The sequence below is a fragment of the Gloeocapsopsis crepidinum LEGE 06123 genome (genome assembly GCF_015207655.1).
Lineage (GTDB): Bacteria > Cyanobacteriota > Cyanobacteriia > Cyanobacteriales > Chroococcidiopsidaceae > Gloeocapsopsis > Gloeocapsopsis crepidinum.
Map to the genome: position 1 here is coordinate 1 of NZ_JADEWN010000002.1, position 17,224 is coordinate 17,224.

General features: G+C 42.9%; 15 protein-coding genes. 4 read left to right on the forward strand and 11 right to left on the reverse strand.

Annotated features, from left to right (window positions below; all coding sequences use genetic code 11):
* Together IQ230_RS00925 and IQ230_RS00930 are read left to right on the forward strand one after the other, a co-directional pair.
* On the forward strand, positions 1-940 hold a 940-nt coding region (locus IQ230_RS00925; protein ID WP_193929967.1), incomplete at its 5' end, for an NAD-dependent epimerase/dehydratase family protein.
* Between the two features lie 308 nt (positions 941-1,248).
* Positions 1,249-2,832 carry a B12-binding domain-containing radical SAM protein gene (locus IQ230_RS00930; RefSeq protein ID WP_193929969.1) on the forward strand — a complete coding sequence of 528 codons (1,584 nt, stop codon included), beginning with the start codon at positions 1,249-1,251 and terminating at the stop codon, positions 2,830-2,832.
* 61 nt (positions 2,833-2,893) lie between these two features.
* Here the strand turns inward: IQ230_RS00930 and petL are convergent, their stop codons facing one another.
* The gene (petL, locus tag IQ230_RS00935; protein WP_073548502.1) at positions 2,894-2,989 is read right to left on the reverse strand and encodes a cytochrome b6-f complex subunit PetL; all 96 of its coding nucleotides are present in this window, start codon (positions 2,987-2,989) and stop codon (positions 2,894-2,896) included.
* A gap of 158 nt (positions 2,990-3,147) precedes the next feature.
* On the opposite strand from petL, the gene aroB reads away from it, so the two are divergent.
* The gene (aroB, locus tag IQ230_RS00940; RefSeq protein WP_193929971.1) at positions 3,148-4,233 is read left to right on the forward strand and encodes a 3-dehydroquinate synthase; all 1,086 of its coding nucleotides are present in this window, start codon (positions 3,148-3,150) and stop codon (positions 4,231-4,233) included.
* Between the two features lie 91 nt (positions 4,234-4,324).
* On the opposite strand, the gene IQ230_RS00945 is transcribed toward aroB, so the two are convergent.
* The 6 genes from IQ230_RS00945 to IQ230_RS00970 all read right to left on the reverse strand — a co-directional run bounded on the left by IQ230_RS00945 (position 4,325) and on the right by IQ230_RS00970 (position 10,991).
* The gene (locus IQ230_RS00945; protein WP_193929973.1) at positions 4,325-5,215 is read right to left on the reverse strand and encodes a glycosyltransferase; all 891 of its coding nucleotides are present in this window, start codon (positions 5,213-5,215) and stop codon (positions 4,325-4,327) included.
* A gap of 12 nt (positions 5,216-5,227) precedes the next feature.
* A complete protein-coding gene (locus IQ230_RS00950) occupies positions 5,228-6,508 on the reverse strand; it encodes an ABC transporter ATP-binding protein (RefSeq protein WP_193929975.1) in 1,281 nt (426 codons plus the stop codon).
* Complete coding sequence (locus tag IQ230_RS00955; RefSeq protein ID WP_193929977.1) at positions 6,508-7,287, reverse strand: ABC transporter permease; 780 nt, start codon at positions 7,285-7,287, stop codon at positions 6,508-6,510. Before IQ230_RS00955 ends, IQ230_RS00950 begins: the two co-directional genes overlap by 1 nt.
* A gap of 113 nt (positions 7,288-7,400) precedes the next feature.
* The gene (locus IQ230_RS00960; RefSeq protein WP_193929979.1) at positions 7,401-8,450 is read right to left on the reverse strand and encodes a glycosyltransferase family 2 protein; all 1,050 of its coding nucleotides are present in this window, start codon (positions 8,448-8,450) and stop codon (positions 7,401-7,403) included.
* A 113-nt stretch (positions 8,451-8,563) separates the two neighbouring features.
* Positions 8,564-9,862 (reverse strand): glycosyltransferase, encoded by a 1,299-nt coding sequence (locus IQ230_RS00965; RefSeq protein WP_193929984.1) that lies wholly within the window; start codon positions 9,860-9,862, stop codon positions 8,564-8,566.
* A 274-nt stretch (positions 9,863-10,136) separates the two neighbouring features.
* Positions 10,137-10,991 carry a peptidoglycan DD-metalloendopeptidase family protein gene (locus IQ230_RS00970; protein ID WP_193929986.1) on the reverse strand — a complete coding sequence of 285 codons (855 nt, stop codon included), beginning with the start codon at positions 10,989-10,991 and terminating at the stop codon, positions 10,137-10,139.
* A 355-nt stretch (positions 10,992-11,346) separates the two neighbouring features.
* Between IQ230_RS00970 and IQ230_RS00975 the strand changes: the two genes are divergently transcribed.
* Complete coding sequence (locus IQ230_RS00975) at positions 11,347-12,558, forward strand: HhoA/HhoB/HtrA family serine endopeptidase (protein ID WP_193929988.1); 1,212 nt, start codon at positions 11,347-11,349, stop codon at positions 12,556-12,558.
* Between the two features lie 79 nt (positions 12,559-12,637).
* On the opposite strand, the gene IQ230_RS00980 is transcribed toward IQ230_RS00975, so the two are convergent.
* From IQ230_RS00980 to IQ230_RS00995, 4 genes are all read right to left on the reverse strand, one after another.
* Positions 12,638-12,985 carry a DUF760 domain-containing protein gene (locus IQ230_RS00980; RefSeq protein ID WP_099702536.1) on the reverse strand — a complete coding sequence of 116 codons (348 nt, stop codon included), beginning with the start codon at positions 12,983-12,985 and terminating at the stop codon, positions 12,638-12,640.
* 607 nt (positions 12,986-13,592) lie between these two features.
* Positions 13,593-15,110 carry a GMC oxidoreductase gene (locus tag IQ230_RS00985; protein WP_193929990.1) on the reverse strand — a complete coding sequence of 506 codons (1,518 nt, stop codon included), beginning with the start codon at positions 15,108-15,110 and terminating at the stop codon, positions 13,593-13,595.
* A 298-nt stretch (positions 15,111-15,408) separates the two neighbouring features.
* Complete coding sequence (gene scpB / locus IQ230_RS00990; RefSeq protein WP_193929992.1) at positions 15,409-15,939, reverse strand: SMC-Scp complex subunit ScpB; 531 nt, start codon at positions 15,937-15,939, stop codon at positions 15,409-15,411.
* A 33-nt stretch (positions 15,940-15,972) separates the two neighbouring features.
* On the reverse strand, positions 15,973-17,073 hold the full coding sequence (locus IQ230_RS00995) for a peptidylprolyl isomerase (RefSeq protein ID WP_228054479.1): 1,101 nt from the start codon (positions 17,071-17,073) through the stop codon (positions 15,973-15,975).
* Positions 17,074-17,224: the final 151 nt, after the last annotated feature.

The window sequence follows — 17,224 nt, forward strand, 5'->3', positions numbered from 1 at the left end:
AGTTACAGGTGCGAGTGGATGCATTGGTCATTACATTAGTGAGGCGTTGATACAACAGACTAATCACGAGTTGTACTTATTAGTCAGGAATCCGCAGAAACTGCAAGTAGATACAAACTATCGCCCTGGAATTCATGTGCTACAGGGCGATATGCATAACATTCGTACTTTTGCTAGTTTACTAGAAACAATTGATACTGCAGTGCTTGCCGCGACAGCTTGGGGCGGTGCAGACACCTACGATATAAATGTAGTTAAAACCCAAGAGTTACTAAGTTTATTGTCTCCAGAATGCCAACAAGTCATTTATTTTTCTACTGCAAGCATTCTCGATAATAACGGTAACTTACTCAAAATCGCAGGAGAAATCGGTACTGACTATATTCGTTCTAAATACGATTGTCATCATCAATTAAGTCAAAAGGCAATTGCATCCAAAACCACAATTCTTTTTCCAACATTAGTAATTGGAGGCGACGCCAATAAACCGTATTCGCACCTGACCAGTGGCTTACCCGAAGTCACAAAATGGGTAGACTTAATTCGCTTTTTTCAAGCCGACGGTAGTTTTCACTTCATTCACGGACGCGACATTGCCCAAGTCGTGCGATATTTAATCGACCATCCGCCTACTGAAAATGAATCGCGTTCTCTTGTACTCGGTCAAGCACCACTGACTGTCAACCAAGCTGTCGAAGAAGTGTGTTCTTATTTCAATAAAAAGATTTATTTTCGTATTCCCTTAACTTTATCTTTAGCCAACGCAATTATTGCGTTGTTTCGCATTCAAATGGCAGACTGGGATCGCTTTTGTTTAGACTATCGCCACTTCATCTATCGCAATGCCGTAAATCCGGCAACATTTGGTCTACCAAATTACTGTGCAACCCTCAGCGACGTTTTAAAAATCAGCGGGATTCCTCCTCGCAAAAAACTTTAGAGGAACATTAAGCTGGGAATTTAAGTCCCAAGTAACAAGAAAACCTTAAGCGTAAAAACTCTTCACAACTCAATCCATCAATAAAGATTAATTCCCTTTGTGTCTGTGTGGTTCACTAACTCCATAAACCCCAACTTAATCAAGTAAGCTCGACACTTTGTTAAAAATGTTAATCTGAACTCATAAAATTAACTGTATAGTAGCTAAAAACTAGGAAAACCTATTAATATGCAAACAGGTTTAGCTTATTAACCAACAGCTAAGTAGAAAATAAAAATAACAATAATTTGTGTGGGGATAGAGATTTTATGCGAGTTTTACTAGTTTATCCTCGGTTTCCCAAAACGTTTTGGTCATACGAAAAAATTTTAGAATTAGTTAATCGTAAAGTTTTGCTGCCACCTTTAGGTTTAGTTACCGTAGCAGCAATTTTGCCGCAAGAATGGGAGTTTAAACTAGTAGATCGTAATATCCGTCCAGTTACCGAAGCTGAATGGCAATGGGCAGATGTTGTTGTTCTTTCAGCGATGATTGTGCAAAAAGACGACCTTCTCGACCAAATTCGCGAAGCAAAACGGCGAGGAAAAAGAGTTGCTGTGGGTGGTCCCTATCCGACTTCAGTTCCTCAAGAAGCCGAAAAAGCTGGTGCAGATTATCTCATATTAGATGAAGGTGAGATCACCTTACCGATGTTTGTCGAAGCGATCGCCCAGGGTAAAACGAGTGGAACTTTCCGTTCAAATGACGAGAAACCAGATGTCACTACAACACCGATTCCCCGTTACGACTTATTAGAATTCGATGCGTATGATTCGATGTCAATTCAATTCTCGCGTGGGTGTCCGTTTCAGTGCGAGTTTTGTGACATTATTGTACTTTATGGACGTAAACCACGCACAAAATCCCCAAAACAACTCTTAGCCGAGTTGGAGTATCTCTACAGTTTGGGATGGCGACGTGGTGTATTTATGGTAGACGACAATTTTATTGGTAATAAACGCAATGTCAAGTTGTTGTTACAAGAATTAAAAGTTTGGCAAGCAGAACATCAGTATCCCTTCCGCTTTAACACCGAAGCATCTGTCGATCTCGCGCAAGATCGAGAATTAATGGACTTGATGGTGGAATGCAATTTTGATGCAGTTTTCCTGGGAATTGAAACACCCGATGAAGATAGCTTACAGCTTACAAAGAAATTTCAAAACACGCGCAGTTCGTTAATAGAATCGGTGCAATCTATCACTCGTGCAGGATTACGACCGATCGCCGGATTTATTATTGGTTTTGATGGCGAAAAAGCAGGTGCAGGCGATCGCATTGTCCGTTTTGCCGAAAAAACCGCAATTCCCACAACGACGTTTGCGATGCTACAGGCGTTACCAAATACTGCGTTATGGCATCGGTTAGATAAAGAAGGACGCTTACGCGGGAAAGATGGCAATATTAACCAGACAACTTTGATGAATTTCATCCCGACGCGATCGCTCGAACAAATCACTAGGGAATATATCGAGTCATTCTGGCAATTATATGATCCAGTTAAGTATCTAGATCGAACTTATCGCTGTTTTTTAATGCTAGGTGCGCCCAAATGCAAAGCCCCAGCTAAAATGCCGAGTTGGGTAGATATCCGTGCATTGCTAATCGTTTGTTGGCGACAAGGTATTAAACGCAATACGCGCTGGAAGTTCTGGCATCATTTATTCAGCATTATCAAGAATAATCCCGAAGTATGGGATCACTACCTTGCTGTCTGCGCGCATAACGAACATTTTCTCGAATATCGTCAAATCGTCCGCGACGAACTCGAAGCGCAACTTGCTGAGTTTCTCGCTAGAGAAGCAGAAATCCAAGCCGAAGCAAAAATTCAACAAACGGCATTAGCGAGTTAACTTTGTAGCAAAGCTGTAGAGGTTAGAGACTTAATTCTAATGTCTCACCTCTGGCTTGTTGCTAGATCAACTTGACTGCACGTAAACCAAAAAGTAAACCAACAGCAAGGGCAAAAAAAGCACCCAACATGACGATGTAAGCGATAACTCCAAGCATTTTTCTGTTCCTGTTCAAGAGTGTTCCCAGCTCACTGGGTATTAAAAAATATTAAAGCATATGCTGCATGACAAGTGGCATCATCCACAAGGGACTTACTTACCGCTGTGAATAAGATAAAATAACAGCGCAACGCTGCTGGAAAATGAGTTTTCGTAATGCACACGATTCGGCTAAATTTACCGCAAGAGGCTTACGACATCGCGATCGCACCTGGAGGAATCTCTAAGCTAGGTGAACTGATGTCGCATCTGCATCTAGGAAAGCAGGTTTTACTAGTCTCTAATTCTGTCGTTTTCCAGCATTATGGAGAACAGGCGATCGCGTCTTTAGAAAATGCTGGATTTGATGTTAGTAATTACAACTTACCCGACGGCGAACAATACAAGACACTCGCTTCAGTAGAAAAACTCTACAATACAGCCCTAGAGAACCGTCTAGAACGCTCCTCAACAATGGTTGCTTTAGGTGGCGGTGTGATTGGCGATATGACAGGTTTTGCAGCGGCTACGTGGCTGCGTGGTATCAATTTTGTGCAAGTACCTACTACGTTGTTAGCAATGGTTGATGCAGCAATTGGTGGGAAAACTGGGGTAAATCATCCCCAAGGTAAAAATCTTATCGGTGCGTTTCATCAACCTAAGTTAGTTTTAATCGATCCGCAGGTGTTGCAAACACTACCCGAACGCGAGTTTCGTGCAGGAATGGCAGAAGTGATTAAGTATGGCGTGATTTGGGATGCAGAGTTATTTGAACAGATGGAGAAATGCGATCGCTTGGATCAATTTCGGTATTTAAGCGAAAACTTGTTACAAGAAATTCTTGTGCGATCGTGTCAAGCTAAAGCTGATGTCGTCAGTAAAGATGAAAAAGAAGCTGGATTACGTGCAGTCCTCAATTATGGGCATACCATCGGTCATGCTGTTGAAAGTTTAACAGGATATCGCGTTGTTAATCACGGCGAAGCTGTCGCAATTGGAATGGTAGCTGCTGGACAATTAGCCGTTAATCTGGGTTTGTGGGAACAAGAATCGCAAAATCGTCAGTTAGCATTAATTCAAAAAGCAGGGCTACCGACAAAGTTACCTGACGGAATCGATCTTGATGCGATCGTTGATACGTTGCAAACTGATAAAAAAGTCAAAGCGGGGAAAGTTCGATTTGTATTGCCTACTCTGATTGGTGTTGTGAAAGTTACGGATCAAGTGTCTTCAGCACAAATTTACCAAGTGTTGCAGCAGTAACATCAGTAAATCCTCTAAATCTTAATTGCTGTGATACTGTCAGTTACTGTTCTTTTTCTCTTGCTCTTTAAAATTAGTGAATTTCTCACTGTTATAGTGAATCATCTTGTTGTTGTAGCTGTCTGCGAAATGGTCTAGTCACTCTTTTAACGGTGTAAATCGGCTCGATTTGCATTGCCTGTAAAACCGCAGCAATTGCTGCACCTGTTTGACCCATTTGATAGGATCTTTGAGCGTGATCGATAACAAACTTAGCAAACATTCTAGGGTGAGCTTGAAAGAGGGATTTGTGCTTACTTACCAAACGCTGAAAGCTTTCTTGACGCAACACAAGATTTCGCGATACGCGATCGCTTTGGTGATTGTACAGTTGATATGTTACAATAGGCACACCAAGTAATGAACAAACAGGGTTAAGCCGCAAAAAGAGTTCCGAGTGGACGCGCGAGCGGAACGACTTATCCCAACCGCCAATCTGGAGAATGATTTCACGCTCTACAACCAAGGTTTGCTTGGTGTTATACGAACAGCCAGGTTCTAGGGCTTCTAGTGCAAAGTGCGCGCCACGCGGGCGAGCAGGTGGTGGTAATCGCGTGCTTATAACTTGACCTTCGGTATTTACTATCTCTAACCCTGAAATTACACCTACAGGAGTTGGCAACTGAGTTTGAGATAATGCCTCTAGTGAAGTAGCTGCCATATGGGGAAGTAGGCGATCGTCGTCATCAAGGTAAGTAATCCATCGTCCTTTTGCTGCTTCTGTACCTACGTTACGCGCACCTGCACCTCCATGCGACTGATCGAGACGAATTAATCGCAAGCGAGGATGTTCTGGTAGTTGAACTGGCTCTGTAGAAGCATCATCTACAACTATCACCTCAAAATCATCTATAGTTTGTGCCAAGGCACTTTCAACAGCACGCGGTAGCAAGTCGGGTCTGTTGTGAGTCGGAATAATTATACTGATAAGCGGATTGCTCATATTTGCAAGTACCTACTTACTGATGACTTTCCATGTTCGTGGTTGATAGAATAAACTTCTACTGATAGTTTTGTCTGCTTGGACTGTAAATCTAAAAGATTCAACGACATCAAAGGAACATACGCCACTTTTAATGTAGATTTTTGCACTGTATACACCAGGTATTAAGCAACAGTACGGCATTTGTATTTGTAACTCAGTATTTCCTGGAGTAATTTTTAAAGACTCATTATCGCTTGCAGAGGTAAAATACAGTACTCGATCGTTTTCTCCAGATAGAGATTTAACGACAACTCCCAAATTTGCGCTATCAATATACCTATGAGCAAAGCATTCTACGCATAAATTAACAGGTTCTCCAGACATCGGAGTCTCCAAGATATTTCCTTGTGCGTCTTTAAAACCAACCAAGGTAATATCTAAACCAAAACTTTCATCTGGAGACTTCCTCGGCAATATCAGTGGTCCTGTCGCTTTTTCCATACCACTGAGACAGAGATCTTCTTCGTATTTGCGTACTACCGCTTCAGTTTCTCCTACAGTAATTAATTGACCTTTTGCTAAATATATTGCTGTGTTACAAATATTAAGAATGCTATGCGAGTTATGGGAAACTAAGACAAAAGCTGTGCCCTTCTCGCGCAATTTTGCGAGCCTACGGTGGCATTTCATTTTGAATTTAACATCCCCGACAGACAGCACTTCATCTATCAGAAAAATATCTGGTTCTGTGTGAACTGCACAAGCAAAACCTAACCGTGCTGCCATACCAGAACTGTAGTTTTGTACTGGCGTATCAATTGCTTCCCAAATTTCGGCAAAGTCTACAACTTCCTCAAATTTGGCTTTAATTTCTTTTGTAGACAAACCCAAAATTGACATATTAGCATAGATATTTTCTCGACCTGTCAAGATCGGATTAAAGCCTGCACCTAATGCGATTAGTGGTGCTAATCTTCCTCTAATTTTTACTGCTCCTGTATCTGGGTTAATTAAACCACTAATAATACGTAAAAGTGTACTTTTTCCCGCTCCATTTGAGCCTACTAAACCCACAGCTTCACCGCGCCGTAGTTGAAAACTCACATCTCTTAATGCCCAAAATTCTTGCGATCGCAACTTAGCACTTGTTCTCTTTCCTCCTGATAACTCTGTAGCAATATCTTGCACGCCATAGAGTAAAGATCGTCTCAAGTTTCTACAAAACTTTTTAGAGATCTCCTCTACACTCAGCACTACTTCGCTATCTTTAGGCTGAATTGCAATTTCTTGATGCCTCAATTCAGTTGTCATTAAGAACTTATCCTTTCAATCACAAAAGGCATAGATACACGGAATGCTACCCATGCTAACAGTAATCCTATAAAAGCAAAAAGACTCGCTACCCAAAATCCATAAGGATCTGAAACAACTCCTGTTGTTGCTAATTCTCGCGTTGTTACCAATAGTGGAGTGACAGGATTAAGATTTACAAGGAATCCAAAGGTTCCCTCTCTAGGCACTGGAAACACCACTGGTGTTAGAAATAGCCAAAACCCTGTAATCATCGTTATTCCTTTGGAAACATCTTGATACAAAGCACCTAGTGGAGCTAATAGTAGACCAAAGAATGTTCCCAGCATCACTAAATGAATCAGTGCTACAATCGCTAAAACTACTGTCCATCCGACTGCAATCTGAAACCAAAGAAACAAGGCTACAATCAATAACAGTTTAATAGCAAAGTTGAAGAATACTTCCCCTACCTTCGCTAAAACGATTGCTTCGCGCGGAAAATTGACTCTCGCCAACATCGGTTTTGCTACTGTCACTGCTTGCACCGGACCACTTAAGGCTTCCACAAACGTTTGCCATAGCGCTGTGCTGAACATCACATAAGCTGGATAAGGTAGATCTGTCGCACCCACGTTGATCACGTTGGCATCACTTGCTATTGTGAAGCCTGCTGCCATGACAATTGGTGGTACAAAAGCCCAAGCAATGCCAAGAAAAGACTGACGGTACTGTGCAGTTATATTACGTACCATCAGTCGCCAAGCTAATTCCCGCGAAGCTAATAGGTCTCGCCCCATCTGCTTAAACAACTGAATTGGATGTCTCAGTTTACTGTGGGGCGTATAAAGCACCTCAGGCGATATTCGCCTCAAACTGGAATTTTTCAAAATCTGTCCTTTGAAGCTACGATTCAAACTGTTGTTGGGGACTTTTGCAGTAGTTGTGAAGTTTGATTGGGCTGCATCTGCAACTGTTTACGAGTGTAGCGATTAGTAAGATATTGATTGAGTGCCTTATCCACACTCACTAGCAAATCCTCAACTTTCTTGCTTTGGCGTCTTAAGATCGTTTTGCTAATCTTGCGGCTCAAAGGTTTAATAATCGTTGTTTTTCTCCGCCAACCTAAACCTTTATACCGATTTTTGAAATACTCATCTTCAGTAAGGTTCCATTTGTCACGCAAGCGATGTAGGCTAGTAAGTTCCCAAGCATCGCTCCAACGTAGCATATAAAAGGGCATATCAGTCAATTCTAGTGGCGGTCCTGGTACGTAGGTAACAATGGATTCTGGTTCTAAGTAAACGCTACCGCCAGTTTCCATAACTGTCATGCAAAAATCTACGTGTTCCTTAGTATTTAAAATAGCTTCATCGAGCATCCCAATTCGTTCAAAAATTTCTGTACGAACCATCATGCAATGGAATTCTGCAAGTCCTGTTTGATGTCTTTGGAGTTGCGGTAGGACATCTGCAACTTTGCGCCCTTGCTTGTAGATTTTTTCCACTATTCGACGACGAGTGCGATCGCATGAAGTTTCTATTTTGACTCCCGATTCACCACCAGCGCAGTGTACTTCTTCATGCACTGGCTCACCTTGACAAATTAGCGGACTTACGACGGTTGCTTTTGTTTCTTCAGCACACTTTACCAATTGTTGCAGCCAACCTGGGGTAACAACAACATCGTTATCAATAAAAACCACGTATTCACTGTTCACCTGCGCTAGTCCCAAGTTTCTTGCTTTATTTGGGGAGAGATAGTATTCAGTACGAATCAGTTGAAATTGCTTTTCAATTGCTTTTTCTTCTAGATAACGCTTGATTTTTGCTGGCGAACCTCCATCAACGTATATCAAATTGAATGGTGTTTGCGTGTGTTCATAAATGCTTTCTAATGATGCTTGCGCGCAGCTAAAACGCTCTCGCGGTGAGACAACAATTGTGACTTGTGGTTTTGACATTGCTGATAGCTCCCTTCTTTACTTGTTGTTTCAGATGTTTGTATATATTTGTAAAGTTTAGCGCAGTCCCTGTAAAAAAAAGATACTGGTATGAGTGAACAGTACTGTGTAACTTAGTAAGTCACAGATGCATTCTTAACCACTTTTTGAGAACTCATACGCACGAAACCTTGCGTCAATAATTGTTGATAAATATCTACAAGCTCATCATTAAGTTTATGCAAATCATAATTTTCTTCTACCTGAAGGCGAGCTGCTTGTGTAATAGGAACCCAAATTTGGGGATTGTCCAAAAGATAGCTTATTTTTTCGGCGATCGCATCCGCATTACGTTCAGGTACTAAAAACCCTGATACATTATCTTGAATGAGTTCAGGAATTCCGCCATGATATGTTGATATCACAGGTAGCCCAATTGCCATTGCTTCTTTGAGAACATTTACTGGAGCATCTTGATCGCCACTTTTAGCAGTCACACTTGGAGCGATAAAAATATGAGATTTTTTCAAGATCTCAATAATTTCTTGTTGATCTTTCCATCCCAATAACTGTATTGTGTCACTTACATTTAATTCTTCAATCAGTTGCTGTAATGCTTGCTTGAGAGGTCCGTCACCGATAATTTTATATTCAATACGTGGCTGATTTTTTGCAACTTTAGCTACAGCACGAATAGCGTATTCTATACCTTTCTTTTCGACCAAGCGTCCACTTGTCACAATCTGGGTTACAGGCTGAGAGTCTACTTTAGCAGGATTAAAAATAAATCGCTGACAGTCTAAGCCTGAGCGATGCACTATAACTTTATCTTCTGCACAACCAAGTTTCAGTAAACGCTGTCGGAAATAATCGCAGTTTGTTAAGAAGAAATCACCCGCTGTAAATAATTCGTGATAGACTCTATCACCATGCTGCTGAATAAATTCACTAATATCAAACCCTCGAAAAGCAACAACTAATTTACCTTGCAGCAAGCCAAATTTTCGTAGCGACATTGCTTGCAGCCCACACAAACCAAATTGGCAATGGATGATATCGTAGTGATTGGGTTTTTCTAGAAGCGGAATAACTTTATATAACGGTCGCAGGGACATTGCGTTGCTGTGCTGAAAAATGTTGAGCGATCGCAACCAAATCTGAGGATTTCTGTATAGCTTAGCCGAGAGTAACCAAAATCCCTTCGCAAATCGCCACAAGTTATTTTTAGGTACATTGGGAACAGAGTAGTAACACGTTCTTGCTAAAAGTTGATATTTTTCGACATCTGGGTGGACTTTAGAAGTTTCTACTTCTGAACCTTTGAGGGCATAGATATCAACTGAATGACCGCGATCAATCAACCCAGTGATTTGATTAAGGATAAATGTTTGTGATAACTCAGGAAAGCCTAAGACAACGAAGGCTATTTTCATATCGACTTGCTCATTTGAATCTGCATGAGTACCGTCGCACGCATTTATTTCCTAGCAAATATAATCTAACTATACCCAAACTGACACGTAGAGTTTAACAGTTTTTTTCTCAAAGATTATGAGACTTTTCTTACTTTCATAAGCTTTTTTGCTCTCTGAATAGTTTGACAAACAAAAGCAAAATTGTTGCTTTTGCCACATAGCAACAAACAATATCGTTATAGTATAGAGTTATATTTTCCGTCAAGTAAAAATTGGGTTATTGATATTTAAGTTACAACGTAGGTTCTTCTGCAACCCAACCAAGTGATGAGTTATAACGGACTTCAAAATGCAAATGAGGCTCCGTAGATGTAGGCTCCCCTGTTATTCCAACAGTTCCCAGCAATTGCCCAGGTTGCACTGTTTGACCTATCGTTACGCTGACTTTTTGTAGGTGGGCGTAGCGAGTTTGACGTCCTTCTTGGTGATTAATGACGACGAGATTACCATAACTACCTTGTTCTCCGGCAAAAGCTACAGTTCCGGCGCCAACAGCTTGTACTGATGTTCCGGTGGGTGCTAACAAATCTACCCCACTGTGAAAGAAAACTTGACCTGTATTCGGGTTAATCTGCCAACCATACCCGATTACTACTGTAGCTTTGGTAGGCAAAGGATACTTTGTAAATTGACTACTTGCACTAGTGCTAGGAGCCTCAGGCGACCAATTGACACCAGGAATAAAAACAAATTGCGATACTGGTTGACAACCATTAGCCTCAAACAAAACATCAGCTCGAACTTTGTATTTTGTAGCAATTTGCTGCCAGGATTGGCTGGGTGGAACTTCTACCCGAATACCATTAAAAGGAGGAACTAGAACTTCACTGCCAACTGTAACTTGTGCTGCGCGCAGTGCAGGGTTCATCCCCAGAAGAGTAGCGGGAATAACATTATATCTTTGTGCAATAGATTCCAATGTTTCACCTGGAGCGACTTTATGACGAGTGAGCCGCGATAGCGCTGGTGCAGGACATCCTTGATCTGTGACTAAGTCATCATTACCAAGTGCAGAATTTACTTGCATGCTCAAGAGCAATAAGCCTAGAGGTAGTGCCGAAAAAAATGTCCAATAGCGTAAAGTCATGATATGGCAGGGGGCAAGGGTCAGAGGTCAGGGTTAGGGTTAGCAAGATTGAGGCAGCGGAAAGTTGCGTGCGGAGGTTTCCTCCGTTGTAGGAATTAACGTTCCGATGAGCGCAAACTTGTACAAGACAATGGCTCTAAGTATCTTGAGTGTCTTAATCATATGGACGCCATACTAGATGCAAGGTCAATGCGCTGATTGCAGCGTGCGCTCGTACAGAATAAAGTTGTAGTGCATAGAACTACATTACTTAGTATCTATCATCTTTTTACTAGTTGCCGACAGCTGATCTTGCCTCTCATCTTGACTAAACTTAGAAGTTAGCATCTACTTGCTGTGTATAGGCGGAAGGAGTATGAGTTTATCGTTAAAGAGTTTGACCACTGCGCTGATCTTGTTGGCGATTGGAGGTGGTGCTGGTTGGTGGGGTAGTCAGTATTTCTCAATGTACAATCGTTCGTCAAAAGAGTTAAGTACAGTACCCGTGATTGTGCCACCCTTATCAGAGCAACTTCTGATGCCTGAAACCCCAACAGGCGCGAGTGGAAACAGCGATCGCAACTTTATCGCCTCAGCAGTAGAAAAAGTAGGACCTGCTGTTGTGCGGATTAATGCCACGCGTAAGGTAACTAACCGACTTCCCCAAGCGTTCAATAATCCCTTGTTACGGAGATTTTTTGGCTCAGAGCAGGAAATTCCGGAAGAAAGAATAGAACGCGGTACTGGTTCGGGATTTATTCTGAGCCAAGATGGACGCGTGTTAACCAATGCTCATGTGGTTGCGGAAACGAACACAGTGCAAGTGACTCTCAAAGATGGTCGCAGTTTCGAGGGTAAAGTTGTAGGAACCGATGCGGTCACAGATGTTGCTGTTGTCAAAATTAAAGCTAACAACTTACCAGCAGTCAAATTGGGAAATTCGCGGAACTTATCTCCAGGACAATGGGCGATCGCCATTGGCAATCCCTTAGGATTAGATAACACCGTGACTGTTGGTATCATTAGTGCTACAGACCGCTCTAGCGCTCAAGTAGGTGTACCTGATAAACGAGTTAACTTTATTCAAACTGACGCAGCAATTAATCCTGGTAACTCTGGGGGTCCGCTATTAAACGCCGAGGGTGAAGTGATTGGTGTAAACACTGCGATTCGCTCGGATGCTCAAGGACTAGGTTTTGCCATACCTATTGATACGGCAGCAAGAATTGCTAACAAGCTTTTTACAAAAGGTAGCGTCGATCATCCTTTTTTGGGAATTCAAATGGTTGACCTTACCCCTGCAACAAAGGAAGATATCAATCAAGAAACGAGCCTGAATATCCAGCAAGAGCGGGGTGTATTGATTGTGCGCGTCATTAGAAGATCTCCCTCACACCGTGCTGGTTTACGCGAAGGCGATATCATTCAAAGAATCGATGGTAGACACATTCGCAAAGCATCTGAGGTTCAAGAACGCGTTGAATCTAGTGAGGTTGGTGCTCTACTTAGCATAGAAGTTAACCGTAATGGCAAAGTTGAAACTTTTCGGGTAGCCCCAGAAGCTTTTCCTGTCGAGGAACTAGGTTAAGTGTAAGTTAAAGCCACCGCAGTATTTGCCATCACCTAACAACAAGCGATTTAAGCTCTACAATTCCTATCTTTGCTGCCTACTGTCCTCCTGTGGAATCGCCTGGTAAAGGCACAGAATCAGCTAAATCATCAAGATGCATGCGCTGTTCCATTTGGCGGAGGAAATAGCCTGTCATCATTGCCGATGCCAAAAGACCGGCTAGATTGTCCCGATCTGTAGAGATTTTCACGTTAAAATTCTCAGAAGGAAGCATTCCGACTAGCCCTTGAACATTTTGAGAAATGATTTCTTTAATTTCGGGACTAACAGAACGAGCTACATGAGCTAACATCTCCGGTGATTGACGCTGCAGGTAGTTTAGTAGTGGATTTGCTTGCGACTCTTCTTGAGGATCATCACTGAGAAAGTCAGGATCAAATACCATGGGCAGTTCAGTTTAGCTGTGCTGATTCTAATTTAACTCATTGTAATAGATGGCACCTCTTGCCTTAGAGTAGTTTTGAGCAGGGAGTGATATTACATCGGGTTAGTCAAAAATTTTGAGTTTTGAATAGTAAGAACTGCTGTAACTTCAGTTCGACAGAAAATAGTTTAACGTATGACACTGCAGCTACACTAGACTCTATCTTGTAACAACTAGCGATCTTCAGTAGGCAATTAGCTAAGCGCTAACGGCGCTCGATCTAATAATCTTAGTTCAGTCGTTACTTTAGTCGTCAAGCTGTTAATCAAATTCAAAAGGTGTTCCAGAATTAGGGCATGGCTAAACTCTATCAGAAGATTTAGAGCACCACTCCAGATTGAGCGAAACCATTATTACCCAAGTGCTGCACTACGAAAGATTTGCTTTTCCAAGGCAGAGAGGATGCACGATATTGTAGATTGGATTATTTGTTAATCGCTACGAGTTCGAGTTGTCAATATTAATACAAAATCAACAAGTCTGAAACACATTCTAAACTTGACAGTTTCAATCTTGTCTTGATCCGGCTCAAAATCACTGTAATACTTGCTAATACTACATTCTATTGCTAAATTTGTAAGATTTTCGAGGTCTGGAGCAGATGTTGACCGAGGCGGCGCGCAAGTGCCAAGATTGTGAAGGTAGGTGAGTAAGACGGACCCGTCGGAAACACTGCCGAACTAGCCACATAGAGATTATCGGTACCGAACACTCGACAATCTGTGTCAACGACACCCTCTTCAGGGCGACTGGCCATACGAGTGGTACCCATTTGATGGGCTGCGTCGGTCATAGTCTCCAATCTCGGCGGATCGTCTCCGAAGTCAAAGGTTCCAAGCCCAACTTCCGCAAATCGTTGCGTCAAAAGTTGCAGCGTTTTCGCCATCGAACGCTGATCCTGGTCGGTGAAGCACCAATCGACCTCCAGCTTTCGTTGACCTAATGGGTCGCATTCCGTTCCCAGCTTAATGCGACTGCTCTGATGGGGAACCTGCTCGGTCACGAACTTGACTCGGTAGGTGGCAACAGATCCATTACCGTCTCGGCAAGCAGGACGGAACCGCAAAGTTCGCCACAGGCGATCTCTTGACTTCTCATAGATTGGTTTCAGGTACAAGACATGCTCAAGCAGCTCTTGCTCTCGCTGGGTTGCGTCGTCAAGCGCAAAGCATATACAGAAACGTGGTTTTGGGGCGTATTGCAGCTCGTGGGCATATTGTCGAGTTAAAGAACCTGGCTGTAGTGTTCCGGTATGGTGCTTGGGATGGTCAGTATAAAAGCGACCAACGAGGTCATGTGCATTGCCGATTCCACTAGGGATTTGACGGTTTGAGGCTAGTAGGAGACGTGCGGCTTCAAACGCCCCAGTTGCAATGATGATTACGTCACCTTCGACAATGAGTTCTCGACCTTCGAGTGAGCGGCAAACGACTGCGGTCACGCGTTGACAGGAATCGTTGAGTCTTAATTCCGTTGCAGTCGCGCCCAATACGACGTGCAAGTTTTTTGAGCGGCGCATCTCGTCACCAAAGCGGATCGCCGTGCGCGTGGGGGTCTGCTCCCAATAGAAGCTGCTCATTTTCAAACCACCTGCGGCAAGCTTGGCTCGAAGTTCCATAATTTCGGGTCGTACAGCTTCTGCTTCTAAATCACCGAAGCCGTAATCTTTTGCCGCCGAACGGTAGTGTTCCAAGAGATCAGCGAAGTGTATTGGCCAGCCACTATTGGCAACCCAGGGTCTACCCTCAAAATCTAAGGGCTGCAAGTATTTCCACTTACCTGTCCAGACGTTACTCGTGCCACCAAACTGACGCACGCGACTGACTCCACGTAGCTCAGGTGGCAAGTATCGATGGTAGTAAGAGTCTGGATCCAGTTCGCGATGGCGTTTACCAAGAAAAATGACATCATTCAATGCCTGGATCGATGGATCGAATTGCTCGCGCCCGCTTTCCACGAGGATCACCTCTCGACCGTGACGCGCAAGGTACGTTGCTACTTCGGCACCCGCGATCCCAGAGCCGAGTACAACCACCTGTCCCTGCAGCTTCGTTTGCTCGCCCATCTCGACAATATCGGTAATCATATGACCTCCACCTAATCTATAAAGTGTTCAATAGAATTTGTTCGTACACATCCTAGTTAAGAGTATTAAACGGAATCTTTATGTATATCTGCATAGTATAAGTTGGAGACAGCATTCCAAAAAGCGGTTGTGTTGCGTCCGCTGGTACCTCAGTCGTCAAGTAGTTGCTACCGGAATAGGAATCAGTAGCAAGCGGTTATATTTGACGAGTTTACGTTATTTAACCTGATTATTAAGGGAGAATAAAACTTTGTTGGTGAATTCATGATAAATGTCTGAATCACCTTCCAAATTCAGTTTAATTTACTTGCTCTTCTTGCACGTCCGCTTCCTGCTCATTATCGCTGTTACTGAGTAGTTGAGGAAGTTGCTCTAATTGAAAATACTGATAAAACTTATCAGTCACATCCAGCAAGAATGAGCGACTGTCTAATGGACGGCGTTTACGGACAAAGCCCTGTTCTACAAGTTCTTGGACGTGTTGATATGCTCCAGAACCACGGAGGTTGACAAGTTCAGTTTGTGTCATTGGACTACGCAGGGCGATCGCCGCTAAAGTTCGTAAAGCCCCTACCCCAAGTTCTACCGGAATAAGTGTTTGCACTAATTCTTGAAAATTTGACTTGAGTTGTAGGCTATAAGTACCTGATACAGTTTCTACGACTTCTAAAGCGCTATTGCGATGTGCATAGTCATCAATGAGTTCAATCAGTCCTTCCTCAAGAGTGTGGCGATCGCATCCTGCATATTCTGCCAGTTGGGCGATCGATAGTGGCTGACCTTTGAGATACAAAATCGCTTCAATCTTGTTGGATAAACGTAATTCCATTAACCAGGGGTGAGGGTTTAGCCAATAGAAGGTTTATTGCGGTTGAACTAAATGTTCTACACCGCTAACGACTTTGGCAGAAACAATTTTATCTCCTTCTTTAAGCTGTTCTAGCACTTCTTTTCCTTCCATTAAGTAACCAAACACAGCATAACGACCGTCTAATAGATTACGACCTGCTGGAGTCAGTTCAGGCTCAAATAAAAAGAAGAAAAATTGCGAAGAACCTCCATTATTATCAAATTCTGGACGCGCCATCGCAACTGCACCATAGGCTGAAAAGGGTAGTACTGGTTCTTCACGATAGCGACCAGCTTGCTCTAATGTAATGCCATAGGTAGGAACAGGATCGCCTTTCACAAGCACTTCCAAAGGAATACTACGATATTTTCCCGTACCTGGATCAATAAATCCTTGCTCTGGACCAGGTGGATCGCCGGTTTGTAGTACATACGAGTCTTCTGCCCGAATAAACTCTAAACCGTTATAAAAGCCTCGTTCTACCAAATCGACAAAGTTTCCTGCGGTGACAGGAGCGCTATAGCCGTCTACAACAATAGTTAAATTGCCTTTATTAGTTTCCATCTCCACTGTGGCACGACCTTTCAGCTGGGGTAAATTACTATACTCATCTGGAACGTCATAGGGAAATCCTTGCACCATCAACTCTTCAAGAGTACTGACCAAATTGAGAACTTTAGCCCGCCCTATCCAAATTTGCTCTTTATCCTTTGACTCAGTGGCTTGTCGCAAATCGTTGATACCAGCTTGCAGCTCATCGATGAGGGCTTCTGCTTGTGGCTGTTGCTCATCGGGAATGCTTTTGAGTAGTTCATCTTTCTGTGAGTTAACGATGCGAGAAGCTTGAGAAACGTCTTTGGAAATAGCGCCCCAGCGTCGATTTGCTCGTAGTTGAGTAGCAATGTCTTCTAAGTCGGCTTGCAAATCCCGAACAGCTTGATTATCAATCGGAAGCGAGTAACGCAGTAAAGCTTTACCATCAGTAATGGCATTTCCAGCTGGCAACGCCGCATTGCTGGGGGAAGTCCACCAGACAACACTTGTTCCAAAAAACATCGCGACCAGCAATAGTACGGTGAGAATTTTTTTCCACCAGCAGTTCAAATTTGTCATGAGATAGCTCAAATGCGGCATGGGTATAAGTTAGGCAATTAGGCTATTAAGGATGCGTTACAACCTTTCACCCATTGCTTGTCTGCCTGATAGTTGCAATTGACTGGGTATCAACTCATTCATAATCTTGCCATAGTGTAGTTCACTTCAG

Bases quoted from the DNA above. Each gene is read 5' to 3' on its own strand.
- IQ230_RS00960 (WP_193929979.1), bottom strand. From the start codon at position 8,450: ATGTCAAAACCACAAGTCACAATTGTTGTCTCACCGCGAGAGCGTTTT.
- IQ230_RS00995 (WP_228054479.1), bottom strand. From the start codon at position 17,073: ATGACAAATTTGAACTGCTGGTGGAAAAAAATTCTCACCGTACTATTG.
- IQ230_RS00965 (WP_193929984.1), bottom strand. From the start codon at position 9,862: ATGAAAATAGCCTTCGTTGTCTTAGGCTTTCCTGAGTTATCACAAACA.
- IQ230_RS00980 (WP_099702536.1), bottom strand. From the start codon at position 12,985: ATGGTATTTGATCCTGACTTTCTCAGTGATGATCCTCAAGAAGAGTCG.
- aroB (WP_193929971.1), top strand. From the start codon at position 3,148: ATGCACACGATTCGGCTAAATTTACCGCAAGAGGCTTACGACATCGCG.
- IQ230_RS00975 (WP_193929988.1), top strand. From the start codon at position 11,347: ATGAGTTTATCGTTAAAGAGTTTGACCACTGCGCTGATCTTGTTGGCG.
- IQ230_RS00945 (WP_193929973.1), bottom strand. From the start codon at position 5,215: ATGAGCAATCCGCTTATCAGTATAATTATTCCGACTCACAACAGACCC.
- IQ230_RS00950 (WP_193929975.1), bottom strand. From the start codon at position 6,508: ATGACAACTGAATTGAGGCATCAAGAAATTGCAATTCAGCCTAAAGAT.
- IQ230_RS00970 (WP_193929986.1), bottom strand. From the start codon at position 10,991: ATGACTTTACGCTATTGGACATTTTTTTCGGCACTACCTCTAGGCTTA.
- IQ230_RS00955 (WP_193929977.1), bottom strand. From the start codon at position 7,287: ATGGGGCGAGACCTATTAGCTTCGCGGGAATTAGCTTGGCGACTGATG.
- scpB (WP_193929992.1), bottom strand. From the start codon at position 15,939: ATGGAATTACGTTTATCCAACAAGATTGAAGCGATTTTGTATCTCAAA.
- IQ230_RS00985 (WP_193929990.1), bottom strand. From the start codon at position 15,110: ATGATTACCGATATTGTCGAGATGGGCGAGCAAACGAAGCTGCAGGGA.
- petL (WP_073548502.1), bottom strand. From the start codon at position 2,989: ATGCTTGGAGTTATCGCTTACATCGTCATGTTGGGTGCTTTTTTTGCC.
- IQ230_RS00930 (WP_193929969.1), top strand. From the start codon at position 1,249: ATGCGAGTTTTACTAGTTTATCCTCGGTTTCCCAAAACGTTTTGGTCA.